This is a genomic window from Kribbella sp. NPDC050124, from assembly GCF_044460355.1.
Lineage (GTDB): Bacteria > Actinomycetota > Actinomycetes > Propionibacteriales > Kribbellaceae > Kribbella.
This window is the reverse complement of the sequence record NZ_JBITJU010000022.1, coordinates 149015-174352: the sequence shown is the minus strand read 5'-3', so window position 1 is coordinate 174352 and position 25338 is coordinate 149015. Positions and strand designations below refer to the sequence as shown.

Sequence of the window (25338 nt, the reverse complement as noted above, 5' to 3'; positions counted from 1 at the left end):
CGGCACCAAGGTCGACCTGATCGGCCGCATCGGTGCCATCCTCATCGACGCCGTTCTACCCACCCGACGCGCCCGAACACACGCCCGCGCGGTCAAACGAGCTATATCCAAGTACCGCGCCAAAGCCCGCGACGTCGACCGCCGCACCCACCCAACCACCATCCACATCGCGATCAGCCCCTTGCCCCACACGCCAGACGGCTAACCGAATGGCGTTGACCCTAATCCTGTGTCCAGCACCACACCACCACCCCCACTGGTCCGATTACACCCCGTGCCCACACCCCCCGCCAAGAGAAACGCCCCACCGTCATCCGTCAACGCGTGCCGCTACGCATGTTCCTACGTCACCCGCTCGCGCCCCGCTGCACCCGGTCGACTAGCGAATTTCCTCAATCAGGTCGACCGCTTCGTCCATCCAGTATTTGTCGCGGAGCGTCGCAAGGAAGTCGTCCACCGAGACCGGCGGCTGTCGACGTCGCTCGGTCAGCTTCACTACCGCCTTCAAGGCGCGCGGGGGTGAAACAGCAACCGTGTTGGCGGCGAACTCGCTCGGCGCGAGGACCTCGATGCCGTGCGGAACCTTCGCCTGCGGGAAGTCCTTGAGATTGACCGTGACGATAGCGCCGGCATGGCCGGCGACGGCGGCCGCGACGACGTGCTCGTCATCGGGGTCCGGGAGCCCGAAGGTTCCTTCGTACGGTTCCCAGTTGCGCACCTCGGCATCGTCGAAGTGAGTACGCATCTGCTCGATCAGATATGCGGCACGTCGCTCCGCTTCGGCGCGTGCGAACCCGCGATCTTCGACGAGCTTGTCGATCTCGTGGTCGTGAAGCTCATCGAGGATCGCACTGCTCCAGAGTGGGCGATAGAGATTCTCGACGGCCAAGCTGAGGAGGAAGTCCCGCTGGCGACTGGGCCAGAGGACGCAGGTATCGAGGAGTGCCGCGAACACCCGCGCGATCATGCCAGAGAGCGACCGCTCGACGCACTTTCAGTGACCGGCGGCCTTTCGTCGTTGTTCGGCGCGCTGTTTGCGGATTCGCTTGAGTCGTTCGTTCACGGCGGCAGGGTCTTCGTCTTCGCTCACGTCGACGGATGTGTCGGCGATTGCCTGATACTGACGTTGGCGGCGGGCTTCGCGGTAGGCCAGGAGGTCGCGCAGCAGGATCTTTCGCCGGTTGCCGATTCGCTCGCAGGCGAGTTCGCCGGCGTCGATGAGGCGGATCACTGTCGGTCGGCTGACTCCGAGGAGGTCGGCGGCTTGCTGAGTTGTCAGCTTCGGCATTGTCGGCGAGATCGTGACTGCCTTGCCCGCGGCTAGTGCGGCCACTGCTTGCAGCAGAACCTTGTGGAGGGCTTCAGGGAGCTCGATCTGGTCGTGTTCCTCGGCGCCGGCGAGAAAGTAGCGCGGCTTGAGTCGCCCCCGCTTCTTGGTCTGGTGGGCATCCAGAAAGCTGGCGACCGACGCCAACTGCTCCTGCTCATCGGGCAGGTAGGTCTGCGACTCGAGGAACTCGGCAGTCATGACGCCCTCCGTGACCGAACGTTGCGAACGTAGTTTCGGAACGTTCGAATATGGTCGCACGGGTGGTGACCGTCGTGCAAGCTCCGCTCAGGCGGACGTGGTCGCTGCGATTCCCCGTGCCCCTACTCCGCCCGTGGGAACTTCGGTTGGTGAGCCGACACCAAGCAGGTCGGTGCATGTCAGCACCCAACCTTCTTTCTCCTCTGCGTTGCCTGTGCGGCGTGCGTCGATGGATCTCGGTTGGCGGGACCACGATGCGGTCGATTGAGCGGCAGTAGCCGCGCAGGAGGGCGCGTGGGGCGACCCACTCGCGCGGGGCGGGTGGGTTGGCCCGAATTCAGGTGCAACCTCGTGGGTTGGGGATTTCGTCTTGAGGGGGAGTTGGAGAGTGGAGGAACCAGATGGCGGAGCGGGACCGGGAGTTCGTCGAGTTCGTCGAGGCGGCCGGGGCGTCGTTGCGGCGGACGGCGTACCTGGTGGGTGGGGACCGGGATCGGGCGGACGACATCGTTCAGGACGCGCTCTACAAGCTGTATCTGGCTTGGCCGAAGGTACGGCGGACCGGGAACCCGTTCGCGTACGCGCGCCGGATGGTCGTGAACGTGGCGCACGACGGGAAGCGGCGCCCGTGGCGGCGGGAGGTCTCGACCGCCGACGTACCTGATCGGATGGAGCGGGACGACTTCGTCAGCGGGTACGCCGAGCGGAACGAAGTACTCGAGGCACTTCGCGGGCTCGCGCCACGGCAGCGGGCTTGTGTGGTGCTGCGGTACTACGAGGACCTGTCCGTCGAGCAGACCGCGGAGATCCTGGGGTGCTCCGCGGGCACGGTGAAGAGCCAGGCGGCGCGCGGCCTCGACACTCTCCGGAAGGCGATCGACCGGGCGCGGCGGACGAGCCGGGCGTTGTGAAGGAGAGCGAGATGGAAGACGTACGCGAGGTCCGCGCGGAACTGCAAAGGCTGGTCGAAGCGGAGGACCTGGGGCCGTTCGACACCGATGAGCTACTGGCCCGGGGCCGTCGCGGGCGGCGGCGCCGTACGGTCCTGGCCGCGGGCGCGGCAATCAGTGGTGTGGCTGTGGTCGCACTGGTCGTGAGCCTGGTGCCGGGTGTCGGCGTGGCCGACAAGCAGCCGGGACTTGCCGGCGATCCGAACCAGAACTCGCAGTTCGAGGCAGTGCCGGGGATCGAGCGCGGCGAGGAGGCCACCGGCCAGACGATCACGAAGGAAGAGGCAGTACGGCGCTGCGCCCTGCGGTACCCGGAGCAGAAGAAGGCGCTCCAGGCAGCGGCCTCGGTGAAGGCCGGCAGCACGGTGATGTACCAGTTCGAGATGGGTGCGAAGTTCGCGGCGTGCACGATTCCCGGTGGCGACAAGCCGAAGCCGGAACTGGTCAAGGCAGCCGAGAGGGATCCGTTGCCGAAGACTGCGGCCGGGCAACTGCGGAACTGTTCGGTGCAACTCTGGGTCGACCTGACCGGGTGGCGCGTGATGGCGGCGGACCAGTCGACGCGACTCGCTACGGCGGTGATCGTTGCAGTCTCGCCGTCCGGACGGAAGGCGGTCGCGTGCCAGCTCCAGCCGCAGGCGCTCGGTGATCCGATGCCGGGTGCGACGCCGTTCCTGACCCTGAAAGCGCTCGGGCTGAGCGACCCGGTGGTCACGCCAGGCAAGGGATCCAAGCCTGCCGACCTGTTCGTTGCGGGTGGTGGCAGCGGGGGCTTCTGCCCTGGTACGCCGTGCACGAAGCAGTACAACTACACCGGCTGGGGACGGGTGTCGTCGACCGCGACCAAGGTCCGGCTCGAGCTGGGGCCCGGTCCGGTCCACGATGTCGAGGTCACCGATGGATGGTTCGCGTTCACCTGGGTGAGCCCGGGGTCGGCGACCAAGGTGAAGGCTCCGAAACTTACGGCGTACGACAAGGCCGGCCGGGTCGTGAAGATCATCCGATGAGGGTTGAGGCCGTCATGAACAGGCCGAGCAGCAACGCCAGCACAGCCGCTCCAGCCCCCTTCGGCCGCTCTGCCGGAGGGGGCCCACCCGGCCACGCCCGCCCATGCGGATCAGCCCAAGGCTGCTGCGTGTGCGTGGACGAGGCGTTGGGGTCGGGCGGCGGGCTGTAGCTCAGGAGACTCCCCACTGGGATCACAACAAGCCCCATGAATACCAGCCCCACCGGTCCACCTGTGTCGGGTAGGAGCAGGCGGGCGGTTGCGTAGGGGTCAGGCGGTGCGGCGGCGGAGGGTGGCGGCGCCTAGGCCTAGGGCAGCGAGGATGAAGGCGATCACGACGAGGGCGTCCGCGCCGGCGCCCGCGCCGAAGCCGTTGCCTTGGGCAACGCTGGTGACCGCGTCGACGGCGTAGGACAACGGCAGTACGTCGCTGATCGCGTGCAAAACCCCAGGGAGTTGATCGCGCGGCACGAGCAGACCGCACAGAAGTATCTGCGGAATCATCACCGCCGGCATCATCTGCACCGCCTGGAACTCGGTCGCCGCAAATGCACTGGCAAACAACCCAAGCGCCGTACCAAGAACACCGTCGAGAACCGCGACAACCCCGAGCTGCCAAGCGGCCCCGCGAATGTCCAAATCCAGCGCGTAAAGCGCAATCGACACCACGACCAACGCCTGTACGACGGCAATCAGCGCAAACGCCAGCGCATACCCGAGCAGGAAATCGAGCTTCCCCATCGGCATCGTGAAGAGGCGCGACAGCGTCCCGGTGGACCGTTCGCGCAGGGTCGCGACCGAGGTGACGACGAACATGATGATCGACGGGAACACCGCCAGCAGTGGACCGCCGATCCGGTCGAACGTGGTCGGCGAATCGGTGAACATCCACCACATCAGGCTGACCAGAAGCGCCGGCAGCACGATCAGCATGGCGACCGTGCGATGATCACGGCGGAGCTGGGCGAGGACCCGCGCGGCGACAGCCAGGGTGACTCGGAGCGTCATCGCGCACCTGCCTTCCGCTCGATCAGGGTGAGGAAGACCTGCTCGATGTCGTCGGTGCCGACCGAGTCGAGCAGCGCTTGCGGGGTGTCGTCGGCGAGCAGGTCGCCGTCGCGCATCAGCAGCAACCGGTCGCAGCGGATCGCCTCGTCCATCACGTGACTCGAGACGAGCAACGTCGCGCCGGCGTCCGCCAGTGAGTGGAACAACTGCCACAGATCCCGCCGAAGCACCGGATCCAGACCCACCGTCGGCTCGTCGAGGACAAGCAGCTCGGGACTGCCCAGCAGCGCCGCGGCGAGCGAGGCGCGCGACTGCTGACCGCCGGACAACCGATCCACCCGCGCGTCAGCGTGCGAGCGCAGATCGACCGCGTCGATGACCCGGTCCACGTCGTCGGACGACACCCCGAGCACGGCGGCGTAGAAGCGCAGGTTCTCGGCGACGCTCAGATCGCCATACACGCTCGGCTCCTGGGTGACGTACCCGATCCGGCCACGCAGCTTGGCCGCTCCGGCGGGCTCACCGAGTACGGCGATGTCGCCGGTGACCTTGGCCTGGAGCCCGACGATCGCCCGGATCAGCGTGGTCTTGCCGCAGCCGGACGGACCGAGCAGCCCGGTCACCGTCCCGGTCCGGAGGTCGAACCCGACCCCGTGCAGGACCTCCCGGTCGCCCCGGACCACCACGACGTCCCGGCAACTCACCGCGTTTTTCATCATGTGATGAATTTAGCGCGCGACACAGCCCGTCCGCAAGTGCACGACCTCAGGTCAGCGCGAGCCCGTCGCGTCGACCAGCGGGTCCAGGTCCGGGTCGCCGTACCGCTGCCGCATCGCCCCGAACGTGGCGACCGCGTGATGCCGACGCCCGTGTGCCGGGAGCAGAAGCGACTCAGCTCATCCGGAAGGCCGCGGCACTCGGCGCGTACGAGCGATGCAGATCGCGGATCTCGCGATCCGAAGGAATCTGCATCAGCCGGTCAGGTGCAGCTGCAGCACCGGGGCCAGCCGGTCGATCAGGTCGGCCAGGTCCGTGGACGCGACCGGCTCGAGACCGACCAGGTAGCGGGCCATCGCGACCCCGATCAGCTGCGTCGCGACCATCGTGACGCGAAGCTGCGCGTCAGGTACGTCGAGGGAGCGCGACACCGGCCCGATGATCATCTGGGTGATGCCCTCGCGCATGATCCGGGACACCTCGTCGCTGGTCACCACGCTGCGGAAGATCGCCTTCATCCGCTGCTGTCCCTCGGCCGACTCCCAGACGCCGAGGAACACGGTGGCGATCCGGCGGCCGAGCTGCTCGGGCGGGCCGTCCAGGATCCGTGCGGCGATCTGCCGCGGGTCGACCGGGATGGCCATCGCCTCGATGAACAGCTCGTCTTTGCTGGCGAAGTAGTGATGCACGAGCGCCGCGTCCACGCCGGCCTCGCGGGCGACGGCGCGGATCGACGTGCCGTTGAAACCCTTGTCCGCAAAGGACTTCCGGGCCGCAAGCAGGATCTCACCCCGGGTGTCCGGTCCCCCCGGCCGCCGGCCCGGGCGCCCGTTCCCGGCACCACGGGAGGCGCCACGAGCGGCGCCGCGAGCGGCCGAAGCCTTGTCTCCGGCCGCGGACCGGGTCATGTGGTGAGCTCCGAGATCTCCCCCTCCGGGGTGACGGCGAACGACGAACGCCGGGAGGTGCGGACGAAGTGCTTGCGGGTGAACTCGAGCGACTCGACCAGGTCGACCTCGCGTTCGGACCGGCTGGTCGCGCGCCGGGTGTTGATCTCGATGATGATGTGCCCGCGGAAGTCCTGGTTCGCCAGGCCGTTCAGCAGGTCGGCCGCCCGCTGGGTGCCGCGGCCGGGCACCAGGTGCTCGTCCTTGGCCGAGCCGGTGCCGTCGGTCAGGTGGATGTGGGTCAGGCTCTTGCCCATCGTGGCCGCGAGCTCGACACAGTCCTGCTCGGCCGTCGACGAGTGCGACAGATCCAGCGTGGTGTGTGCGTAGGTCTGCTCGGTCGGGTCCCAGCTCGGCGCGTACGCCTGCAGGCCCTTGCCCGGCGCGCGCCACGGGTACATGTTCTCGACCGCGAAGATCACGCCGGTCTCTTCCTCCAGCCGCGCGATCCCCTCGACGAACCCGCGCGCGTAGTCCCGCTGCCAGCGGAACGGCGGGTGCACGACGACCACGTCCGCGCCGAGCTCCTTCGCGGCCTCGGCACTGCGCTCCAGCTTCCCCCACGGGTCGGTGCCCCAGACCCGCTGCGTGATCAGCAGGCACGGCGCGTGAATCGCCAGCACCGGCAGCTGGTGGTAGTCGACCAGCCGCTGGACCGCGTCGATCTGGGTGCTGAGCGGGTCGATCCCGACCATCACCTCGACCCCGTCGTACCCGAGCCGGGCAGCCAGCTCGAACCCGCTCGCCGTCGACTCGGGGTAGACAGACGCGGTCGACAGGCCGATCCGGGCGGTCTTGCTGGTGGTCATCTGGTGCCTTCGCGGTGGTTCGTCAGGGGTAGTGCTTCATCGGGGTTGCAGCTGGTCGAGCCGGGACAGGATGACACCTTCCCGCAGCGCCCACGGACAGACTTCGAGCGCGGGCAGGTCGAACAGATCCATCACCGCGTCCGCGACCAGGGCTCCGGCGAGCAACTGCGCCGAGCGGCCCACCGACACCCCGGGCAGCTCGGCCCGCTCGTCCGCGGACATCTTGGTCAGCTTCGGCATCCACTCGGCCAGGTCGTCCCGGTTCAGCGTCCGCGGCACGTACTGCCCCTCGTCCGACGGCGCGGCGCCACAGATCCGGGCCAGCGACCGGAAGGTCTTGCTGGTGGCGACCGAACGCTGCGGCTTGCCGGCTCGCAGCACGTCGCCGGCCACCGCGGCCATCTCCATCCGGATCCGCTTCCGCAGCGCCCGGACCTCGTCCTTGTCCGGCGGGTCGTTCGTCAGCCCTTCGCGGGTCAGCCGGCCGGCGCCGAGCGGAGCCGACACCGCGACGGTCGGCTCCTCGTCGGACCCGGCGGCGATCTCCAGCGAGCCGCCTCCTATGTCGAAGACCGCCAAGCGACCCGACGACCAGCCGAACCAGCGCCGTACGGCGAGGAACGTCAGCCGCGCCTCGTCCTCCCCGGTCAGCACCTGCAGGTCGATCTCGGTCTCCTTGCGGACCCGGTCGAGCACCTTCTCGCCGTTCGGCGCCTCCCGTAGCGCGGAGGTGGCGAACGCGAGCACCGACTCGCACCCCTTGTCCTCGGCGAGCTCGGCCGCCTCCTTGACGAACGACACCAAACCGTCGGAGCCGGAGTCGGCGATCTTGCCGTCCTTCTCGAGGTACTCGGCCAGCCGCAGCTCGGTCTTGTGCGAGTACGCCGGCAGTGGCGCCGCACCGCGATGAGCGTCCACCACGAGCAGGTGGACGGTGTTGGATCCCACGTCGAGTACGCCGAGCCGCATACCCTCACGCTACTGGACAGCCGTACGTAGCGTGCCGGGTCGGGCAGGCTTCAAGCGCCGAAGGATGCCCGACCCGGCACGCTTTGGGCCCTATTCGGAGTCGGCGTTCACGCTTGGGCGGTGAAGGCGCGTACGCTTTCCAGGTGCCTGAGGTTTCGCTTGATTTTCCCCGCGCCTGGGTCGAGTTCGTCGACCCCGAGGACCCCGACCAGGTCTTCCGTTGCGACCTGACCTGGCTGACGTCCAACTGGACCTGCATCTTCGGTGGTGGCTGCCGCGGCATCTACAAGGGCCGGCCGAACGACGGCTGCTGCACGCTCGGCGCACACTTCTCCGACGATGACGACGAGAAGCGTGTCAAGGGGTACGTCAAGGAGCTGACCAAGGACGACTGGCAGTTCCGCAAGGAGGGCCGCAAGAACGGCTGGGTCGAGACCGACGACGAGGGCGACCGCAAGACCCGGGTCTGGGACGGCGCCTGTATCTTCCTGAACCGGCCGGACTTCCCCGGTGGCGGCGGGTGCGCGCTGCACGGGTTGGCACTGAAGAAGGGCGTGCACTTCGTCGAGACCAAGCCGGACGTCTGCTGGCAGCTCCCGATCCGCCGGACCTTCCGCGAGGTCGAGCGCCCGGACGGCACGTCGTACACGGAGGTCGGCATCGGTGAGTACGACCGGCGCGGCTGGGGTCCGGGCGGGCACGACCTGGACTGGTACTGCACCGGAAACACCGAGGCCCACATCGGCGTCGAGGCTGTCTTCGAGTCCAGCAAGGTCGAGCTGCAGACACTGATGGGCCACAAGGCGTACGACGTGCTGGCTGCCTACTGCCGTGAATACCTGGAAGCCGGGCGACTGCTGCCGCATCCGGCGTCTAAGTAGAGATCTTGCCGTTCTCCACCAGCCAGTTGACTCCGGACAACGCAGCGTCGAGCGCGCTGTAGCGCGGCCGGAAACCGAGTAGTCTCGCAGCCTTCTCCATCGAGCAGTGCGGGCTGTGCGCGATGTGGTCGTAGGTGGCCGCGGCGTCGTTCTCGGACACGGTCTGTCGCCACTCGTCCCAGGGCAGGAACGCCAGTCGCGCCTCCTGACCGAACCAGGTCGCGACGCCCGCGGCGTACGCACGCAGTGTCATCGCGCCATCGGCGACCGCATGGAAGCTCTCGCCGATCGCGACCGAGCGGTTTCGTAGCGCGGCGAGGAACATGCCTGCGACGTCAGCGGCGTGCACGTGCTGGACCGTCTCCAGGCCGAAGTTCGGCAGCGCGAGCTCGTCGCCGTGGGCAAGCTTCTCGAACACGCCGAGGTCGAGGTTGGCCGCCGGGTTGATCGGCGTCCAGCCGGGACCGCTGATGTGACCGGGGTGAATCAGCGTGACGGGGAGTCCGTCGCGCCGAGCGCAGTCCAGCAGGTAGCGCTCGATCGCCGCCTTCTGGATGCCATAGTCGCCAAAGGGCCACCGCGGCGCGTCCTCCCGAGTCGGCACCAGCTCGCTCGGCCCATGCACCCAGATGGTGCCGCAGTGCAGCAGGTGCTGGACCTTGCCACGCACAGCCTCGGCCAACTGCCGGGCGCTGTCCTCGGTGAAACAGATCAGGTCGATGACGACATCCGGGCGCAACTCGGCGACGTGCGCACCGAAGGTGCCCGCCGCATCCTCCGCCGAGCGGTCCACCGCGATCTGCTCCACCCGGTTCCACGCGCCGTCCGACTGGTACGGCGATCGCTCACCACGACTGAGTACGACGACCTCGTGCCCGAGCCGCACCAACTCCGGCACGAGATAGGTGCCGATGTGCCCGGTCCCACCGATGACGACTGTGCGCATGACGTAGACCCTATCCAGGTGTCGCGACACACCCCCAGGTCCGCGACTGTCGGTGATCGGGGCCAGAATGACTGGCATGCGTCTTGATCATCTTTCGTACGCCTGCGGGCCCGACGGGTGCGAGGCGACGCTCGAGCGGCTGTCCGCACAACTCGGCGCCGAGTTCGTCGACGGCGGGGTGCACCCGCGGTTCGGCACCGTGAACCACGTCCTGGCCCTGGAGAACGACCGCTACATCGAGGTGGTCGACGTTTTGGACCACCCGGCGTCGGACAAGGCGCCGTTCGGCCAGGCGGTGCGCGCCCGCAAGCAGCTGGGTGGCGGCTGGCTCGGCTGGGTGGTGGCGGTCCGCGACATGCAGCGGATGGAGCAGCGCCTCGGCCGGCACGCGGTGCCCGGCAACCGGCACCGTCCGGACGGGGTGAACCTGACCTGGCGGCAGATCGGGGTGAAGGGCCTGATCGCCGACCCGCAGCTGCCCTTCTTCGTGCACTGGGACGACCTGACCCAGCATCCGTCGGTCGGCGGCAAGGGCATCAAGCTGACCGCGCTGGAGATCGCCGGCGACCCGGTCCGGGTCACCGACTGGATCGGCCACCCGGCCGACCACCTGCTCGACGACCTCGAGGTGGACTGGCGTCCGAACGGGCAGCCCGGTCTCGTCTCCGCGGTGTTCGAGACTCCGAGCGGGACCGTCCGGCTGTAAATCGCCGTACCCCTTGACCTGGTGTCATTGGCTGCATAACGTACAACCAAATGGTTGTAGATGAGGCAGTCGTGGACCGGTTGCTGCACGCGCTGGCCGACACGACCCGACGCGACATCGTGCGGCGCTGCCTGACCGGCGAGGCGTCGGTGTCGCGGCTGGCCGAGGCGTACCCGATGAGCTTCGCGGCCGTGCAGAAACACGTCGCCGTGCTGGAGCGCGCCGGGCTCGTCACCAAGCAACGCAGTGGCCGGGAGCAACTGGTGCGCACCGACAGGGACGCCGTACGGCGAGCTCGCGAGGCACTCGACCAGCTCGAGGCGACCTGGCGCGGCCGGGTGGACCGGATGTCCGAGCTGCTCACCGAGACAGAGGGGAACCAGCAAGATGAGCGTGACGAGCGTTGACAAGGACTTCGACGCCCTGACCCTGACCGTGGTCGCGGACTTCGACGCGCCGGCCGAGCGGGTCTGGGAGCTGTGGGCGGACCCGCGGTTGCTGGAACGCTGGTGGGGACCGCCGTCGCACCCGGCGACCGTGATCGACCACGACCTGACCGCGGGCGGCGAGGTCGCCTACTACATGACCAGCCCCGAGGGCGAGAAGTACCGCGGCTGGTGGCGGTTCACGGCGGTGAACCCGAAGGAGTCGCTGGAGTTCGTCGACGGTTTCGCGGACGACGAAGGCAAACCGGTCGAGAACATGCCGGTCAACACGGTCCGGATGCGGCTCAGCCCGTACGGCGGTGGCACCCGGATGGAACTGCAGTCGGTGTTCGACTCCCGCGAGCAGATGGATCAGCTGATCGGCATGGGTATGGCCGAAGGCCTGGAGCAGTCCGTCAGCCAGATCGACGCGCTGCTCGCTTAGTGGATGTTCTCCAGCTCGGTCAGTGCGGTCTCGAGGTGGACGAGCAGCCGCTGGAGGTGCGGAACGGTCCGGCGGCAGCCGATCAGGCCGAAGTGCAGGTGGTGGTCGTAGCTGGTGACACTGATGTTGAGCGCCTGGCCGTTCAGCACGATCGAGGCCGGATACATGCCGAGCAGGCGCGACCGGTTCCAGTACAGCGGACTCTCGGCCGGACCGGGCACGTTGGAGATGACCAGGTTGTACGGCGGCGTCGTACGGCCGGCCACTCCCGGGAGCACGGCGGCCGGACCCGCGACGCTGAAACCGAGGGCGCCGATCATCAGGTTCTGCAACGGGGTGAGGCCGGACAGCACGCCCTTGCCGTAGCTGGTCGACGCCATGATGCGGCGGATCCGGGCCTCCGGGTCCGCCTCGTCGGTGGCGAGGTCGGCGATCAGCGTGCTCAGCGAGTTGCCGCCACCGGGCGCGTCGGAACTGCCCCGCAGCGAGACCGGGACCATCGCGGTCAGCGCCTTGTCCGGCAGCGCGTTCAGCTCGAGCAGATAGTTGCGCAAGGCACCTGAACACATCGCGAGCATCACGTCGTTGAGCGTCGCCCCGGTGATCGCCCGCACCTTCTCCAACCGCTCGACCGCCCAAGACTGCGCCGCAAACCGCCGAGCCCCGGTAATCCCCTGGTTGAACACCGTCCGCGGCGCCTGGAACGGCAGGGTCGCCTGCACCAAGCTCTTGAGGCCGACCGGGGTGAGGCCGGCGAGATCGAGCAAGAATCTGCCCGCATTGCCCGGGACTCGTCCGACCGTCGTCACCAAGCCAGGTGTGCTCTTGGCCGGCTCGGTCGACTCGGGGAGCGCGTAGGTGGCGGGCATGTTGGTGCGGGTTGGGTCGGTGGTGAGGGTGTTCTGCATCCAGCGGAGCGCGGTGACGCCGTCGATCATCGAGTGGTGGATCTTGCTGTAGAGGGCGAAGCGGCGGCCCTCGACGTTATCGATCAGGTGCATCTCCCACAGCGGGCGGTGCCGGTCGAGGAGCGTGCCGTGCAGCCGGCTGGTGAGCTCGAACAACTCCCGGTACCGGCCTGGACGCGGCAACGCCGACAACCGCACGTGGTACTCGAGATCGATCTCGTCGTCCTGCTGCCACGACCAGTAGCCGAGGTCGAGCGGCCGGTTCCGCACCCGGCGGGCGAACAACGGGTTGACCGCCTGCGCCGCGACCATCTCGTGGTACAGCCGCGACACGTAGTCCCGCGACCCCTCCGGGAACACGTGGTCCCGCCCGGCGCCCTCCGGCAGCTCGAACAGCATCAGCCCGCCGACATGCATGGGCTGCTCGCGACTCTCCCCAAGCAGGAACATCGCATCCAGCGGCCCCACCGCGGTCATTGACCCTCCGCTCCCAACCTGGTTCCTGACAACTCATCGTTGTCAGGAAGTCCCCAGGTCGTCTACCCGTGCTCACAGCGCTTACGGAGATTTGGTGATCCCCTCAGCTACTGAAGCAGCAGGTTTCAATCCAGCGGGCGGTAGTTCACCCCAAGGCCCTCGATGCGAGCAAGGTGCGGGCGCAGGCGCGTGAGGAAGTCGTCGTACGACGTCTTCGGGGAGCCCCAGGCGCGTTCGGCGAAGGCGGACAGCCGCGGCAGCAGCATGTAGCCGACCTGGTCAGGGCCTTCCATGTACTCGGTCCACACGTTGCACTGCGCGCCCACGATCCGGGCCTGCTCCTCGGCGCTCAGCCCCGTGGGGATGACCTCGAAGTCATACACCTTCTCCAGCGGGATGAATCCACCGATCGCCAACGGCTCCGACGCCGCGTCGCCCTGGTAGTAGTCGAAGTACACCGACTCGCACGGCGTCATCACCACGTCGTGACCCGCCTTCGCCGCGACCTCGCCACGCTCGGCGCTGCGCCACGCCATGATCACCGCGTCCTGCGGGCAGTCGGTCTCGACCATCTCGTCCCAGCCGACCAGCCGCCGCCCCTCCTCGGCCAGCACCGACGCGACCTGCGCGGTGAACCAGCCCTGCAACTGGCTCGCCTCGGACAGCCCGAGCTCGGCCTGACGCTTCTGCGCCGCCTCCGACTCCCGCCACTGCACCGCCGGGCACTCGTCGCCACCCAGGTGGATGAACGGCCCCGGGAAGATGTCCAGCACCTCCCGCAACACGGTCCGGACGAAGTCGACCGTCTCGTCGTTCACGTTCAGCACGTCGTCGCTGATCCCCCAGACCTGCCGCACGCCGATCTGGTTCTCCGGGAAGTTCCCGAGCTCCGGGTACGCCGCGATCGCGGCCTGCATGTGTCCCGGCAGATCGATCTCCGGCACCACCGTGATCCCACGGTCGGCGGCGTACGCGACGATCTCGCGCAACTCGTCCTTGGTGTAGAAGCCGCCGTGCCGCGTCCCGTCGTAGCTGAACTCGGTCTGGCCGTGCGACATCTTCCCGACCATCGTCTCCGAACGCCACGCACCGACCTCGGTCAGCTTCGGGTACGCCTCGATCTCGACCCGCCAGCCCTGGTCGTCGGTCAGGTGCAGGTGCAGCACGTTCAGCCGGTGCAGCGCCAGCACGTCGATGACCTTCAGCACGAACTCCTTCGGCATGAAGTGCCGCGCTACGTCCAGCATCGTGCCCCGCCAGCCGAACCGCGGCGCATCCGCGACCCGCACCGCCGGCACCGCGACCTTCCCGTCCTCGACCGGTACGGCGGCCTCCAGCAACTGCAGGTACGTCGTCTCCGCATGCCGCAGCGCGTCCTCCGAACCCGCCGACAACCGCGCGCCCTCCGCGGTCACGTCGATCCGGTACTCGGTCTCACCAAGGTTCTCCACCACCGTCCGCACAGCCTCGGCGACCGGGTCGTCGGAGACCCACTGGCCTTCGGTGACGGTGAGCTCGCGCGGGGCAGGGACGATCGCGATGTCGGGCATCCGGACTCCAAGGGGTGGAATTACGTCAAGAGGATCCTATAGTCGGGCTTCCGTCCCAGTCTATGTTCGGAAGTGCGTGCAACTCAGATACTGAGAACGCTGGCGAACAGTCAGAATCCGGCTGCCTTCCGGGTCAGGTTGATGAGAAGGTGACCTCGTGACCACCGACCAGCGGCCCGCCGAACTCCAGCGAACGACTCTGCGGGTGCTGGTGGCCAGCAACGCACTCGGCGGGGTGGCGACGGCCAGTGGCTTCGCCGTAGCCGGTCTGCTGGCGGAGAACGTCTCCGGCTCCACCTCGCTGGCCGGACTGGTCGCCACGTCGACCACACTGGGTGCTGCGCTCCTCGCCGTACCGCTGGCTCGGTTGGCTCGGTCGCGCGGGCGGCGGGTGTCACTGACGACCGGCTACTTCATCGCCTTCTCCGGCGCCGCACTCACCATCGTCGCCGCCCAGCTGGACTCGCTGGCTCTGCTCCTTTTCGCCGGGTGCATGTTCGGCAGCGGCACGGCCTCCAACCTGCAGTCCCGGTACGCCGCCACGGACTCAGCGGACCCGGATCACATCGCACGTTCGCTGGCTCTGGTCGTCTGGGCCACCACGATCGGTGTGGTCATCGGGCCCAACCTGACTGGCGTCGGCGGCTCGGTCGGCACGTCACTCGGGCTGCTGGCGCTGGCCGGTCCGTACGTCTTCTCGGTGATCGCGTTCGGCACCAGCACGCTGACGGTGTGGTTCGGCATGCGCCGACTGCAGCAACTCACACCGCGGCAGAAGCTCGAACGCCAGCCACTCGTGAGCACCTTCCGTCAGGTCGTCGCGATCCCGCATGCACGCCTCGGCCTGCTGTCCATTGCGACTGCGCACGCGGTGATGGTCGGGGTGATGTCGATGACGTCGGTCCACCTCACGCATCACGGCGCTTCCCTGACCATCGTCGGCTTCGTGCTGAGCGGCCATGTGGCCGGAATGTTCGCCCTGTCCCCGCTGACGGGCTGGCTGGCCGACCGGCTGGGCCGGATCCCGACTATCGGTATCGGACTGGGCGTTCTGGCGATTGCGATGACGCTCGCGGCCTTGGCGCCGGACGACGCGCACGGTCTGACCGGAGTGGCCCTGTTCCTGCTCGGTCTCGGGTGGTCGGCCTGTCTGGTGGCCGGCTCCACGCTGCTGTCCCGCTCGGTCCCCGAGGACATCCGCACCTCGGCACAAGGCATGTCCGACCTCACCATGGGCGTCCTCGCCTCGATCGCCGGCACCGCCTCCGGACCGATCCTCGCCTACTTCGGCTTCCACTGGCTCGCCATACTCTGCGGCCTCCTACTCATCCCCGCCGCCGTAATGGCCGCCACTACCAAGCCGATGCCCACAGCAACAATCAGCTCCTGACGCCTCGGGTCGCCGTACCGGGTGCTGACGGCACGCGGCTATGGTCTTGTGGTGTGAGCATCGCGGACGGCGGGATCCCCAGCCCGAACATCTGGCACCACCCGAAGGTGTACGAGGTCGAGAACCACGCGGTCGACCCGGACGGGGTGATCGAGCCGGCGATGCGGGCGATCCGGGACTGGGCCGGCGCGACCGTGCTCGACATCGGGTGTGGGACCGGGTTCCACCTGCCGATGTTCGCCGCGACCGCGACCCGGGTGATCGGCGTGGAGCCACACGGCGCGCTGGTAAAGGCAGCCCGGCGCCGGACGCGGGCGCTGACCAACGTCGAGGTCAGGCAGGGTACGGCGCAGCGCCTGCCGGTCCCGGACTCGTCGATCGACGTCGTGCACGCGCGTTGGGCGTACTTCTTCGGACCGGGCTGCGAGCCGGGTCTGGCGGAGCTGGACCGGGTGATGCGGCGCGGCGGGACCGCGTTCGTGATCGACAACGACGGTAGCCGCTCGACGTTCGGGCGCTGGTTCAGCGCCGCGTACCCGATGATCAAACCGCCTGTGGTGGAACGGTTCTGGGCCGCGCGTGGCTGGCAGCGGATGCAGCTGGACATGGGCTGGCGGTTCGAGAGCCGGGCCGACTTCGAGGCGGTGGTCCGGATCGAGTTCACCCCCGCCGACGCGGACAAGATCATCGCCGAGCACACCGGCGCCGAGGTCGACTACGCGATCAACCTGTGGACCCGGACCTTCTGAAATTCTTCTGAAACGGCGCGCGGCGACCGCTGCGGAGGAACCCTGACCCCCAATAGGGTTGACGGACCAATCGACGGGGTCTTCTGGGGAGGCGCCAGCCACGGATGGACGGACTGCTGCTCGAACAACTACCCGATCTGCCGGAACGAGTCCTGATCGAGGTCGGTGAGCAGCGAGCCCTGGTGATGCCCACTGCTGCCGCTGCCCGTCGTCTGGCCGACCTGGTGATCGGCTTGGAGGACCTGCCCGACGGCGCGGTCGTCAAGACCGGCGGTGCGGTCCGGCTGGTGCCTGCCGAAGGCGGGCTGCTCCCCCACCTGACTGTGCTCGGCAACGTCGTCCACGGCCACACCGTCACGCACCGGGTGACCCGTCAGGCTGCCGAGGAACACAGTCGACTCACAGCTGAGTGGTGCGGCCTGGAAGACGTACTGGACCGCTACCCGCACGAGATCACCCCTGGCCGTCGTCGATTGGCCGGCGTAGCCCGAGCGCTCCGGGCAGAGCCGCGGGTGATCGTGCTGGAGGACGCCGGCGGTCTCCCGACCTGGGGATCGCTGCTGGGGCTCAGACCGAACCCCGAACTCGGCCGCGCCGCCATGCTGCTGATCACGACCGACCCCGAGCGTGCGACGGGATTCGGCGATGCAGCGTAGTCGTCGGGCGTTTCTGGGTACGGCGGCGACGCTGTTGGTCGCGGGGTGCTCCAGTGACGTCCTCGGACTGCGTCGCAGTGTGCGGGTCGCGGTGAGCTGGAGCGGACAGGAACTGCGAGCGTTCCATGACGTCCTCGACGGCCTCGGCAAGCTGGACTACCCGGTGGAGGTCGTACCGCTGGGCGACGACATCTCGACCGCCTTCGGTGCCCGCTCGACTCGTCGACCGGACATCGTGATGCTGCCGCAGCCCGGACTGGTCCCGCGTCACCTACGCGACCTAGAGCCGATCCCGGATGACGTCGCCGACCGCGGACGGGCCCGGCTGTGGGCCGAGTTGCTGGTGCACGACGGGACGACGTACGGCGTGCCGTTCAAGACAGCGCACAAGTCGGCGATTTGGTACCGCCCGTCGGTCTTCCGGAGGTTCGGTCTGGAGCCGCCGCGACTCTGGTCCGACTGGCTGGCCGTCAACAGGTCACTGTCGCTTGCCGGAGTGCGCCCACTGTCGTTGGCTGCCGGTGACGGCTGGGTGCTCACCGACTTCTTCGAAAACGTCCTGCTAGGCATAGCGCCCAGCGTCTACGCAGCACTCGCGACCGCCGAGCGTCCACAGCCGTCACACGAGCCGCAGATCGCTGCCGCGCTTCGGCTGCTGGGCACGATGTGGTCGGCGCGCGGCACCTTGGCCGGTGGTGTGGAGCGGTCACTCGTGCAGCAGTTCCCGGACGCAGTGGTCGAGGTGTTCGGGCACCGCCGGGCCGCCATGGTGCTCGCATCCGACTTCGCCGAGCCCGTCGTACGCTCCTTCGCCGCAGACCCCGACGACGTCGGCATCTTCACCTTCCCGGCCCTGTCACCCGGCAGCGCGCCACCTGTCGTCGTCGGCGGTGACGTGATGGTGCTGCCGAAGCCCACGTCCGACGCCGCCCTCGATCTGGTACGGCGACTGGCCGCACCGACCGCTGCGGACCCGTGGATCAAGGAGGGCGGGTTCCTGGTCGACGGTCGGGCCTCCGGCTACTCGCCAGAGCTCACCCGGTTGGCAGAGCAGCTGTCGGAGTCCGGTGGGCAACTGCAGTTCGACCTGTCCGACCGGCTGGGACGACTCGGCGACATCAACGGGCTGTGGCGAGTTCTCACCGACTTCCTCGTGCGGGTCGGCGACAGCGACGGTGAGGCAGTGCCGGCCGCAGTGGACGCGGCGATGGCGGAACTGCGGAAGGTGGAGGGCTGATGGCCTTGCAGAGCAACGGCCTGTCGCTCGAAGTGGTCGGCCGCGAGGTGAGCGGGCGTCCGGTGCCTGGCAAGCCGCGGCGTCCGGCCGCGCCGTACTTGCTGGGCCTACCTGCCTTGCTGCTGAGCTGTCTGCTGCTGATCCCGATCGGGGTCACGGTGGTCGCAGCCTTCCGGACACCGAGCGGTTTCGGGTTCGGCAACTTCGCGGTGATGGGTGATCCGGACGCTTTGCGTGCCGTGGGCAACAGTCTTGCCTGGGTCCTGGTCGCGCTCGGGCTGGTGGTGGTCGGGTTCCTCCTCGCGCTGGTGAGCTACCGGCTGCCCGGGCTGACGTCGTTCCTGCAACCCGCGCTGGTGATCCCCTTCGCGGTGTCGGTGCTGGTGTCGGGAGCGACGTTCCGGCTGATCTTCGATCCGGCGCCCGAGCGAGGCACGGTGACCGCGGTCTGGACGCGACTGTTCGGGCCGAGCCCGGTCTGGCTCGGCCCGGGCCTGGTCTGGCTCGTCCTGATCTCCGCCTTCGGCTGGACATGGCTCGGGTACGTCGTCTCGTTGTTCCGCGCCGGTCTGGACGCCATCCCGGACGACGTCAGCCGGACGATCGCCGCCGAAGGTGTCACCGGTTGGCGGCGGCTGTTCGCGTTGGAGATCCCGCTGCTTCGGCCTATCACCGGTGTGGTCACGCTGACTCTGGTCATTGCGGCTGTGCGCGTGTTCGACCTGGTGCTGATCGTCGTACCCGGGCCGATGCAGCGGTCTGCCGACGTGCTCGGCCTCAACTGGTGGCGTGCGACGACCACCGGCGACGACCCCGGTCGTACGGCGGCGCTCGGCGTGGTGTTGTTCGCGATCGTGGCCGCGGTCGGTGTGGTCGGCGTACGTGGGCTGCGGCGGCGCAGATGGGCCATGCCGGTGCAGGTGGTGCCGCCCGATCCCACAGTGGGTCGACCGAAGCCCAGCAAGCGAGTACGGCGGATCGGGTGGACAGCCGGCTTCGCAGTGAGCCTGGTGTGGATCCTGCCGGCGGTGGTGCTGGTTGCCACTGCGCTGCACTCGCCACGCGAGGCAGGTCTGCGGGGCTGGTGGTCGCCGTCGGGGCTCGGGTTGTCGTCGTTCGCGGCTGCTGCGAACATCGGGCTGTTCCGGGCGTTGCTGTCAACGTTGCTGATCGCCGGCGCGGCAACCGCCGTACTGCTGGTGATCGCCGTGCCGACTGCCTATCTGGTCGCGTGGGGTGGGCTGCCGCAGTGGTTGGGGCGAGTGGTGACGTCGATGTTCGTCGTACTTGCGGTCACGCCGGTGCAGATGTACGCCGCTCCATTGCGCGACGCGATCGGTACTGCGGGGTTGGCCGGCTCGCGAGTCGCGTTGGCCTTGGTGCATGCGGCTGCTGGTCTGCCGTTCGCCGTACTGCTGCTGCGGTCTGCTTTCGCATCGGCTCCACCAGCGCTGGTGTCCGAGGCGTTGCAAGGGCCTGCGCGGCAGAGCTCTGTACTGGCGACTGTGCAGCGGACGTATCGACCCGCACTGGTCGCTGTGGCGGTGCTGGAGTTCGCACTGGTGTGGAACGACTTCATCGTGGGCTTCCTGATCAGTGGGCCGGGCACTACGCCGTTGTCGCTGGTGTTGTGGGGTGAGGCTCGGCAGTTCTCCGCGTCCGCAGGGACTGTGGCCGCCGCCGGAGTGGTGGCTTCCGTCGTGCCGGTGGTGTTGATGCTGTCGAACTGGCAGCGGGTCGTGCGTGGACTGACGGTTGGGGGTCGACCGTGACGACAGAGGCGCCGAGTGCTCCGCCCAAGGTCGAGGAACAGCAGAGCCGGCGCCGGGGCGGGTTCTTCAGCCGCAGTGCCCTCGCGTCGGGACTGCTCACCGGCCTGCTCGGCGACAGGCTGTCGGAGAGCCTGAACAGTGGCGGCTGGATCCGGGTCGTGGGATACACCGTGGCCATCGCCTGCGCGGTGATCTGGGCGTACTACGACATCCCTATCGCCTTGCGTGCTTACCGGAACTGGCGCCGCGGCGGTGTGGTCGCCGTACAAGCTCCGGAGCTTCACGCGGCCGCGGAGCAGGCAGAATCGTGGATGTTCCAGCTCGGCTCGGGTGCTGCCGGGATGGCGGCGGCTGAGTGGTTCGACCTGAACGAGCCGCGGCTGCGCGACCTGCTGGACACGGAGAAGGCACGAGACGAGACCGCCGACGACCTCGCCCGGATCTGCGACGCATTGGAGGTCTGGTACCTGCGCCGGTGCGAGCCTGGTCAACTGTTGCTGCTCAGTGAGTTCCTGGCAGCCGTTGCGGACGCAGTTGGGCGCCGTGACCTGGCGGAGCTCGCTGCCGCTCGTGCGGCGACGGCGTACCGGCTGATGGGTGACCTGGACAGTGCGACGACCCGGCTCGGCATCTCGGACAACGTGGCGACCCACAGCCGTACGGCGGCTGCGCTGACTACTCGCCGCCAGGTAGAGCGGGCGCTGCTGCATCTGGAACGAGCCGAGCAGTCACCGGCAGGGAACGACAGGGACGAGGCCGTGCTGAACGCACGAGACCGCTTGGACGACGCGCGGATGAACCGACCGGGACCTGACCTCGCTGCGGAGGTGGCGATCTCCATCAACCTCGCGATCGTGCACCTGTACCAGCAGGACCCGGAGAACGCGCTCGACCATCTCGGCACTGCGGCTGCGCGTGCCACTGCTGCCGGAGACATCAGCGGGCATGCACATGCGCTTGAACTGCATGGCGTCGCGGCCTGGATGCAGCGCAGTCCGCACGAGGCCAAGCGGTGGTGGAAGCACGCCGAGCACCTGTACGCGGAGATCGACGAACCCGACGGGCAGGCACGCTGCCTGCAGCATCTGGGGTCAGCGGCCGTCGTAGAAGGTCAGCTCGAGGAAGGGCGGACGTTGCTCGAGCAGAGTGCGCTACTGCGCCAGTCCGAGAGTGAGCTGCTCACGACCTACCTCGAGGCCGCGCGGGAGACCAGGAAGCTGCCGGAGGTCGAACCCGATCCCGTTCCACGCTTCACCGGCGGGTGGATCCGGCGCCGCATCGAGAGGCTGCGCGAGCACTTCGGCTGAGCCTGTGGACAGTCGTTCGGGATTTGTCGGCAGCGTCGCCTAGGTTGTCGGCATGGCGAAGGCAGCGGGGAGCACGAAGGGGAAGCCGGCATTCGCGTGCTCGGAGTGCGGGTGGACTTCGGCGCGCTGGATCGGCCGGTGTGGCGAGTGCCAGGCGTGGGGCACGGTCGCCGAGGTCGGTGCGCCCAAGGCCGCCCGGATCACCGCCGGCCCGGTGTCGTCACCCGCGATGCCGATCGCCAAGGTATCCGCGATCGAGGCCGAGTCCCGCCCGACCGGGATCGGCGAGCTCGACCGGGTGCTCGGCGGCGGCGTCGTACCAGGTGCGGTGATCCTGCTCGCCGGTGAGCCCGGTGTCGGGAAGTCGACGCTGTTGCTGGAGGTCGCCGCGCAGTCGGCTCGGCAGGGGCAGCGGACGTTGTACGTGTCGGGTGAGGAGTCAGCTGCGCAGGTGCGGTTGCGGGCCGGGCGGACGGACGCGTTGGTCGACGAGCTCTACCTCGCGGCCGAGACGGACCTGTCCGCGGTGGTCGGCCAGGTGGAGGCGGTCGAGCCGGCGTTCCTGGTGATCGACTCGGTGCAGACGATGGCGCATCCCGAGGTGGACGGCGCGCCTGGTGGGGTGACGCAGGTTCGCGAGGTCACGGGTGCGCTCGTGCGGCTGGCGAAGGAGCGGCACATCGCGGTCGTGCTGGTCGGGCACGTGACGAAGGATGGCGCGATCGCCGGTCCGCGGATGCTCGAGCACCTGGTCGACGTGGTGCTGGCGTTCGACGGCGACCGGCACTCCGGGTTCCGGATGGTGCGGGCGACCAAGAACCGGTTCGGCCCGTCGGACGAGGTCGGGTGCTTCGACATGGTCGACACCGGGATCGTCGAAGTGACGGACCCGACCGGCCTGTTCGTCTCCGAGCACGCCGAGCCCGTCGCCGGGACGTGCGTGACGGTGATGATGGAAGGACGACGACCGCTGCTGGCCGAGGTGCAGGCGCTGGTCGGGCCCTCGGCGAACCCACAGCCACGCCGCACCACGTCGGGCCTGGAGTCGTCCCGAGTGTCGATGGTCCTCGCCGTACTAGGGAATCGGGTCGGCCTGAAGCTGACCGACCAGGAGGTGTACGTCGCCACCGTCGGCGGCGTGAAGATCGCCGAACCGGTCGTGGACCTCGCGGTCGCGATCGCGGTCGCCTCCTCGGTGATGGACCGGCCGATCCATCCCGGCCTGATCGCGATCGGCGAGGTCGGCCTGGCCGGCGAGGTCCGGCGCGTCGGCGGCCTGGAGAAACGCCTCGCCGAAGCCGCCCGGCTGGGCTTCACCAAGGCGATCGTGCCCGCCGACATCCCCAACCGCAGCAAAGACCTCAAGCCCATGGACATGCAGGCCAAGTACGGCCTGCGGGTGTTCGCGGCGCCCGACCTTCCGTCCGCCCTGCTGGCCGCCGGCCTCACCTGATCGGTTGTGTTCCCGGCCACACGCCACGGCGGCCGGTGAGATGCGGGATCCACGGGGGTGCAGCGGGGAACGTACGCTGGGGTGGCCCCCCCGCCGGGTTCAGCGTGGAACCTGGGAAGCCGCCGGCCTGCCCGGATGACCGCAGGAGCCCTCAGATGACCGGATCCAGAGTTGTCGCGCTCGGCCACTACCAACCGGAGCGAGTGCTCACCAACGCCGAACTGGCCACCATGGTGGAGACCAACGACGAGTGGATCCAGAGCCGGGTGGGCATCCGTGAGCGCCGGATCGCGGCGCCGGACGAGCAGGTCGACGAGATGGCCTGGCGGGCCGCCGAGAAGGCCGTCGCGAACGCCGGCATCGACAAGGCCGAGATCGACTACGTCGTGGTCGCCACCTGTACGGCGATCGACCGGTCACCGAACATCGCCGCCCGGGTCGCCGCCCGGCTCGGCCTCGGCACCCCGGCCGCCATCGACCTGAACACCGCGTGCTCCGGCTTCGCGCACGCGATCGCGACCGCGGACCACGCGATCCGGGCCGGCGCCGCCGCCAAGGCGCTCGTCATCGGCGTGGAGAAGCTGAGCGACTTCACCGACTGGACCGACCGCACCACCTGCGTGCTGATCGGCGACGGCGCCGGCGCGGCGGTACTGGTCGCGAGCGAGGAGCCGGAGATCGGCCCGGTGGTCTGGGGATCGGTGCCGGAGATGTCCGACGCGGTCCGGATCGAGGGCCAGGACGCGAAGTTCGCCCAGGAGGGCCAGGCCGTCTTCCGGTGGACCACGACCCAGCTCCCGGTGATCGCCAAGCAGGTCTGCGAGAAGAGCGGGATCGCGCCCGAGGACCTCGGCGGCGTCGTCCTGCACCAGGCCAACCTGCGGATCATCGAGCCGCTCGCGAAGCGGCTCGGCGCGGTCAACGCGGTGGTCGCCAAGGACGTGGTCGAGTCCGGCAACACCTCGGCCGCGAGCATCCCGATCGCGCTGTCGAAACTGGTGGAACGCCGCGAGATTCCGAGCGGCGCGCCGGTGTTGCTGTTCGGATTCGGCGGCGGGTTGTCGTACGCCGGCCAGGTCATCCGCTGTCCCTGACCGGGTAACCGTCGTACCTCCGGCGGACGATTCACGCGGGAGACCCGAGTGCACGGATCAGGTGCACGGGCGTTTGCACGCGCACGTGCAAACGCGCCGGATTCGTGGTCCGGCGACTGACCGGTAGCCGGGGACTTCCGCCCCACCACGTGCGCTGAACCGCATAGACTCAGTTTTCGTGGCCCCCAATTCCGACAAGAACAGCACCGACGCCCGGATGCGCGCGACCCTCGCGGCAGTCGCACCCGGGACCGAACTGCGCGAAGGCCTGGAACGTATCCTGCGCGGGCGTACCGGCGCGCTGATCGTGCTCGGCCACGACAAGACCGTCGAGTCGATCTCCACCGGCGGGTTCGAGATCGACGTCGAGTTCTCCGCGACCGGGCTGCGCGAGCTGAGCAAGATGGACGGCGCGATCATCGTCGACCGCGACGCCGCGCGGATGATCCGGGCCGCCGTGCACCTGATGCCGGACCCGTCGATCTTCACCGAGGAGACCGGCACCCGGCACCGCACCGCCGACCGGGTCGCCCGGCAGACCGGGTTCCCGGTGATCTCGGTGTCGCAGTCGATGCACATCATCGCGCTGTACGTCGACGACCAGCGCTACGTGCTGGAGGACTCCGGCGCGATCCTGTCCCGCGCCAACCAGGCTCTCGCAACCCTGGAGCGGTACAAGCTGCGTCTCGACGAGGTGTCCGGCACGCTGTCCGCGCTGGAGATCGAGGACCTGGTCACCGTCCGGGACGTCGCCGCGGTCGCCCAGCGGCTGGAGATGGTCCGGCGGATCGCCACCGAGATCGACGGGTACGTCGTCGAGCTCGGCACCGACGGCCGGCTGCTCACCCTGCAGCTGAACGAGCTCGTCGCCGGCGTCGCCGGCGAACGCGAGCTGGTGGTCCGCGACTACCTGCCGCCGGCCACCGGCCGCAAGCCGAAGACGGCCGACGACGTGCTGCTCGAGCTCGACGCGGTCAGCCCGACCGACCTGCTGGACATCGGCCAGGTCGCGCGGGCGTTGCAGCTCGGTGGAGCCGAGCAGCTGGACGCGGCCGTAACACCGCGCGGTTACCGCCTGCTGGCCAAGGTGCCCCGGCTGCCGGGCGCCGTGATCGATCGCCTGATCGACCACTTCGGCCACCTGCAGAAGTTGCTCGCGGCAAGCATCGACGACCTGCAGACGGTCGAGGGCGTCGGCGAGAACCGCGCCCGCACGGTCCGCGAGGGCCTGTCCCGGCTGGCCGAGTCGAGCATCCTCGAACGCTACGTCTGACCCCTGAAGCCTGGCCCGGCCTCCACCAACACCTCGCACCCCCGGTTCGCAGCGCCGAGCCGGGGGTGACTTGTGTTCCGGGGCCGGCGCGAGTAATACTCCAAGTGGAACATTTCGCACGGAACAATCCAGACG

26 protein-coding genes are annotated in these 25338 nt (G+C 68.6%); 16 read left to right on the top strand and 10 right to left on the bottom strand.

Annotated features, from left to right (window positions below; genetic code table 11):
- The coding region (locus tag ACIBL3_RS36445) for a hypothetical protein (protein WP_396358448.1) at window positions 1-205 on the top strand (205 nt) is incomplete at its 5' end.
- 174 nt (window positions 206-379) lie between these two features.
- Here ACIBL3_RS36445 and ACIBL3_RS36440 read toward each other — a convergent pair.
- Window positions 380-967: a PIN domain-containing protein gene (locus ACIBL3_RS36440; protein WP_396358447.1), complete on the bottom strand. Its 588-nt coding sequence runs from the start codon at window positions 965-967 to the stop codon at window positions 380-382.
- A 27-nt stretch (window positions 968-994) separates the two neighbouring features.
- Window positions 995-1528 carry a helix-turn-helix domain-containing protein gene (locus ACIBL3_RS36435; protein WP_396358446.1) on the bottom strand — a complete coding sequence of 178 codons (534 nt, stop codon included), beginning with the start codon at window positions 1526-1528 and terminating at the stop codon, window positions 995-997.
- 401 nt (window positions 1529-1929) lie between these two features.
- Between ACIBL3_RS36435 and ACIBL3_RS36430 the strand changes: the two genes are divergently transcribed.
- Window positions 1930-2439, top strand: coding sequence for a SigE family RNA polymerase sigma factor (locus tag ACIBL3_RS36430; protein ID WP_396358445.1), 510 nt, complete (start codon window positions 1930-1932; stop codon window positions 2437-2439).
- 11 nt (window positions 2440-2450) lie between these two features.
- A complete protein-coding gene (locus tag ACIBL3_RS36425) occupies window positions 2451-3485 on the top strand; it encodes a hypothetical protein (RefSeq protein ID WP_396358444.1) in 1035 nt (344 codons plus the stop codon).
- A 269-nt stretch (window positions 3486-3754) separates the two neighbouring features.
- Here ACIBL3_RS36425 and ACIBL3_RS36420 read toward each other — a convergent pair whose 3' ends face one another.
- The 5 genes from ACIBL3_RS36420 to ACIBL3_RS36400 form a co-directional block, all read right to left on the bottom strand.
- Window positions 3755-4492, bottom strand: a complete 738-nt coding sequence (locus ACIBL3_RS36420; protein WP_396358443.1) for an ABC transporter permease — start codon at window positions 4490-4492, stop codon at window positions 3755-3757.
- Window positions 4489-5211 (bottom strand): ABC transporter ATP-binding protein, encoded by a 723-nt coding sequence (locus ACIBL3_RS36415; RefSeq protein WP_396358442.1) that lies wholly within the window; start codon window positions 5209-5211, stop codon window positions 4489-4491. The genes ACIBL3_RS36420 and ACIBL3_RS36415 overlap by 4 nt, the downstream gene beginning before the upstream one ends.
- A 252-nt stretch (window positions 5212-5463) precedes the next feature.
- A complete protein-coding gene (locus ACIBL3_RS36410) occupies window positions 5464-6117 on the bottom strand; it encodes a TetR family transcriptional regulator (protein ID WP_396358441.1) in 654 nt (217 codons plus the stop codon).
- Window positions 6114-6965, bottom strand: a complete 852-nt coding sequence (locus tag ACIBL3_RS36405) for a sugar phosphate isomerase/epimerase family protein (RefSeq protein WP_396358440.1) — start codon at window positions 6963-6965, stop codon at window positions 6114-6116. The genes ACIBL3_RS36410 and ACIBL3_RS36405 overlap by 4 nt, the downstream gene beginning before the upstream one ends.
- Window positions 6966-7001: 36 nt before the next feature.
- Complete coding sequence (locus ACIBL3_RS36400) at window positions 7002-7934, bottom strand: Ppx/GppA family phosphatase (RefSeq protein WP_396358439.1); 933 nt, start codon at window positions 7932-7934, stop codon at window positions 7002-7004.
- 143 nt (window positions 7935-8077) lie between these two features.
- Between ACIBL3_RS36400 and ACIBL3_RS36395 the strand changes: the two genes are divergently transcribed.
- The gene (locus tag ACIBL3_RS36395) at window positions 8078-8815 is read left to right on the top strand and encodes a hypothetical protein (RefSeq protein ID WP_396358437.1); all 738 of its coding nucleotides are present in this window, start codon (window positions 8078-8080) and stop codon (window positions 8813-8815) included.
- Here the strand turns inward: ACIBL3_RS36395 and ACIBL3_RS36390 are convergent.
- Window positions 8808-9761: an NAD-dependent epimerase/dehydratase family protein gene (locus ACIBL3_RS36390; protein WP_396358436.1), complete on the bottom strand. Its 954-nt coding sequence runs from the start codon at window positions 9759-9761 to the stop codon at window positions 8808-8810. The genes ACIBL3_RS36395 and ACIBL3_RS36390 overlap by 8 nt on opposite strands.
- A 76-nt stretch (window positions 9762-9837) precedes the next feature.
- On the opposite strand from ACIBL3_RS36390, the gene ACIBL3_RS36385 reads away from it, so the two are divergent.
- Genes ACIBL3_RS36385 through ACIBL3_RS36375 form a run of 3 tightly spaced genes read left to right on the top strand, consistent with a single transcriptional unit; the run spans window position 9838 to window position 11337 of the window.
- Window positions 9838-10467 (top strand): VOC family protein, encoded by a 630-nt coding sequence (locus ACIBL3_RS36385; protein ID WP_396358435.1) that lies wholly within the window; start codon window positions 9838-9840, stop codon window positions 10465-10467.
- Between the two features lie 50 nt (window positions 10468-10517).
- The gene (locus ACIBL3_RS36380) at window positions 10518-10874 is read left to right on the top strand and encodes an ArsR/SmtB family transcription factor (protein ID WP_396358434.1); all 357 of its coding nucleotides are present in this window, start codon (window positions 10518-10520) and stop codon (window positions 10872-10874) included.
- Complete coding sequence (locus tag ACIBL3_RS36375; protein WP_396358433.1) at window positions 10861-11337, top strand: SRPBCC domain-containing protein; 477 nt, start codon at window positions 10861-10863, stop codon at window positions 11335-11337. The genes ACIBL3_RS36380 and ACIBL3_RS36375 overlap by 14 nt, the downstream gene beginning before the upstream one ends.
- On the opposite strand, the gene ACIBL3_RS36370 is transcribed toward ACIBL3_RS36375, so the two are convergent.
- Window positions 11334-12722 carry a wax ester/triacylglycerol synthase family O-acyltransferase gene (locus tag ACIBL3_RS36370; RefSeq protein WP_396358432.1) on the bottom strand — a complete coding sequence of 463 codons (1389 nt, stop codon included), beginning with the start codon at window positions 12720-12722 and terminating at the stop codon, window positions 11334-11336. The two genes, ACIBL3_RS36375 and ACIBL3_RS36370, sit on opposite strands and share 4 nt — an antisense overlap.
- A 125-nt stretch (window positions 12723-12847) precedes the next feature.
- Window positions 12848-14272, bottom strand: a complete 1425-nt coding sequence (locus ACIBL3_RS36365) for a beta-N-acetylhexosaminidase (RefSeq protein WP_396358431.1) — start codon at window positions 14270-14272, stop codon at window positions 12848-12850.
- Window positions 14273-14429: 157 nt separating this feature from the next.
- Here ACIBL3_RS36365 and ACIBL3_RS36360 point away from each other — a divergent pair, with 157 nt between their 5' ends.
- From ACIBL3_RS36360 to disA, 9 genes are all read left to right on the top strand, one after another.
- Window positions 14430-15662, top strand: a complete 1233-nt coding sequence (locus ACIBL3_RS36360; RefSeq protein WP_396358430.1) for an MFS transporter — start codon at window positions 14430-14432, stop codon at window positions 15660-15662.
- A gap of 53 nt (window positions 15663-15715) precedes the next feature.
- Window positions 15716-16411, top strand: a complete 696-nt coding sequence (locus tag ACIBL3_RS36355) for a class I SAM-dependent methyltransferase (RefSeq protein WP_396358429.1) — start codon at window positions 15716-15718, stop codon at window positions 16409-16411.
- A 104-nt stretch (window positions 16412-16515) separates the two neighbouring features.
- Window positions 16516-17067 (top strand): hypothetical protein, encoded by a 552-nt coding sequence (locus ACIBL3_RS36350; protein ID WP_396358428.1) that lies wholly within the window; start codon window positions 16516-16518, stop codon window positions 17065-17067.
- Entirely contained in the window at window positions 17057-18304 is a 1248-nt protein-coding gene (locus tag ACIBL3_RS36345; RefSeq protein WP_396358427.1) for an ABC transporter substrate-binding protein, read from the top strand. Before ACIBL3_RS36350 ends, ACIBL3_RS36345 begins: the two co-directional genes overlap by 11 nt.
- A complete protein-coding gene (locus ACIBL3_RS36340) occupies window positions 18304-20076 on the top strand; it encodes a sugar ABC transporter permease (RefSeq protein ID WP_396358426.1) in 1773 nt (590 codons plus the stop codon). The genes ACIBL3_RS36345 and ACIBL3_RS36340 overlap by 1 nt, the downstream gene beginning before the upstream one ends.
- On the top strand, window positions 20073-21383 hold the full coding sequence (locus ACIBL3_RS36335) for a hypothetical protein (RefSeq protein ID WP_396358425.1): 1311 nt from the start codon (window positions 20073-20075) through the stop codon (window positions 21381-21383). Before ACIBL3_RS36340 ends, ACIBL3_RS36335 begins: the two co-directional genes overlap by 4 nt.
- Before the next feature lie 52 nt (window positions 21384-21435).
- Window positions 21436-22836, top strand: coding sequence for a DNA repair protein RadA (gene radA, locus ACIBL3_RS36330; RefSeq protein ID WP_396358424.1), 1401 nt, complete (start codon window positions 21436-21438; stop codon window positions 22834-22836).
- 155 nt (window positions 22837-22991) lie between these two features.
- Window positions 22992-23930: a beta-ketoacyl-ACP synthase III gene (locus tag ACIBL3_RS36325; protein ID WP_396358423.1), complete on the top strand. Its 939-nt coding sequence runs from the start codon at window positions 22992-22994 to the stop codon at window positions 23928-23930.
- 178 nt (window positions 23931-24108) lie between these two features.
- Entirely contained in the window at window positions 24109-25203 is a 1095-nt protein-coding gene (disA, locus tag ACIBL3_RS36320) for a DNA integrity scanning diadenylate cyclase DisA (protein WP_396358422.1), read from the top strand.
- Window positions 25204-25338: the final 135 nt, after the last annotated feature.

Bases quoted from the DNA above. Each gene is read 5' to 3' on its own strand.
- ACIBL3_RS36440 (WP_396358447.1), bottom strand. From the start codon at position 967: ATGATCGCGCGGGTGTTCGCGGCACTCCTCGATACCTGCGTCCTCTGG.
- ACIBL3_RS36435 (WP_396358446.1), bottom strand. From the start codon at position 1,528: ATGACTGCCGAGTTCCTCGAGTCGCAGACCTACCTGCCCGATGAGCAG.
- ACIBL3_RS36430 (WP_396358445.1), top strand. From the start codon at position 1,930: ATGGCGGAGCGGGACCGGGAGTTCGTCGAGTTCGTCGAGGCGGCCGGG.
- ACIBL3_RS36425 (WP_396358444.1), top strand. From the start codon at position 2,451: ATGGAAGACGTACGCGAGGTCCGCGCGGAACTGCAAAGGCTGGTCGAA.
- ACIBL3_RS36420 (WP_396358443.1), bottom strand. From the start codon at position 4,492: ATGACGCTCCGAGTCACCCTGGCTGTCGCCGCGCGGGTCCTCGCCCAG.
- ACIBL3_RS36415 (WP_396358442.1), bottom strand. From the start codon at position 5,211: ATGATGAAAAACGCGGTGAGTTGCCGGGACGTCGTGGTGGTCCGGGGC.
- ACIBL3_RS36410 (WP_396358441.1), bottom strand. From the start codon at position 6,117: ATGACCCGGTCCGCGGCCGGAGACAAGGCTTCGGCCGCTCGCGGCGCC.
- ACIBL3_RS36405 (WP_396358440.1), bottom strand. From the start codon at position 6,965: ATGACCACCAGCAAGACCGCCCGGATCGGCCTGTCGACCGCGTCTGTC.
- ACIBL3_RS36400 (WP_396358439.1), bottom strand. From the start codon at position 7,934: ATGCGGCTCGGCGTACTCGACGTGGGATCCAACACCGTCCACCTGCTC.
- ACIBL3_RS36390 (WP_396358436.1), bottom strand. From the start codon at position 9,761: ATGCGCACAGTCGTCATCGGTGGGACCGGGCACATCGGCACCTATCTC.
- ACIBL3_RS36385 (WP_396358435.1), top strand. From the start codon at position 9,838: ATGCGTCTTGATCATCTTTCGTACGCCTGCGGGCCCGACGGGTGCGAG.
- ACIBL3_RS36380 (WP_396358434.1), top strand. From the start codon at position 10,518: ATGGTTGTAGATGAGGCAGTCGTGGACCGGTTGCTGCACGCGCTGGCC.
- ACIBL3_RS36370 (WP_396358432.1), bottom strand. From the start codon at position 12,722: ATGACCGCGGTGGGGCCGCTGGATGCGATGTTCCTGCTTGGGGAGAGT.
- ACIBL3_RS36365 (WP_396358431.1), bottom strand. From the start codon at position 14,272: ATGCCCGACATCGCGATCGTCCCTGCCCCGCGCGAGCTCACCGTCACC.
- ACIBL3_RS36350 (WP_396358428.1), top strand. From the start codon at position 16,516: ATGGACGGACTGCTGCTCGAACAACTACCCGATCTGCCGGAACGAGTC.
- ACIBL3_RS36345 (WP_396358427.1), top strand. From the start codon at position 17,057: ATGCAGCGTAGTCGTCGGGCGTTTCTGGGTACGGCGGCGACGCTGTTG.
- ACIBL3_RS36340 (WP_396358426.1), top strand. From the start codon at position 18,304: ATGGCCTTGCAGAGCAACGGCCTGTCGCTCGAAGTGGTCGGCCGCGAG.
- radA (WP_396358424.1), top strand. From the start codon at position 21,436: ATGGCGAAGGCAGCGGGGAGCACGAAGGGGAAGCCGGCATTCGCGTGC.
- ACIBL3_RS36325 (WP_396358423.1), top strand. From the start codon at position 22,992: ATGACCGGATCCAGAGTTGTCGCGCTCGGCCACTACCAACCGGAGCGA.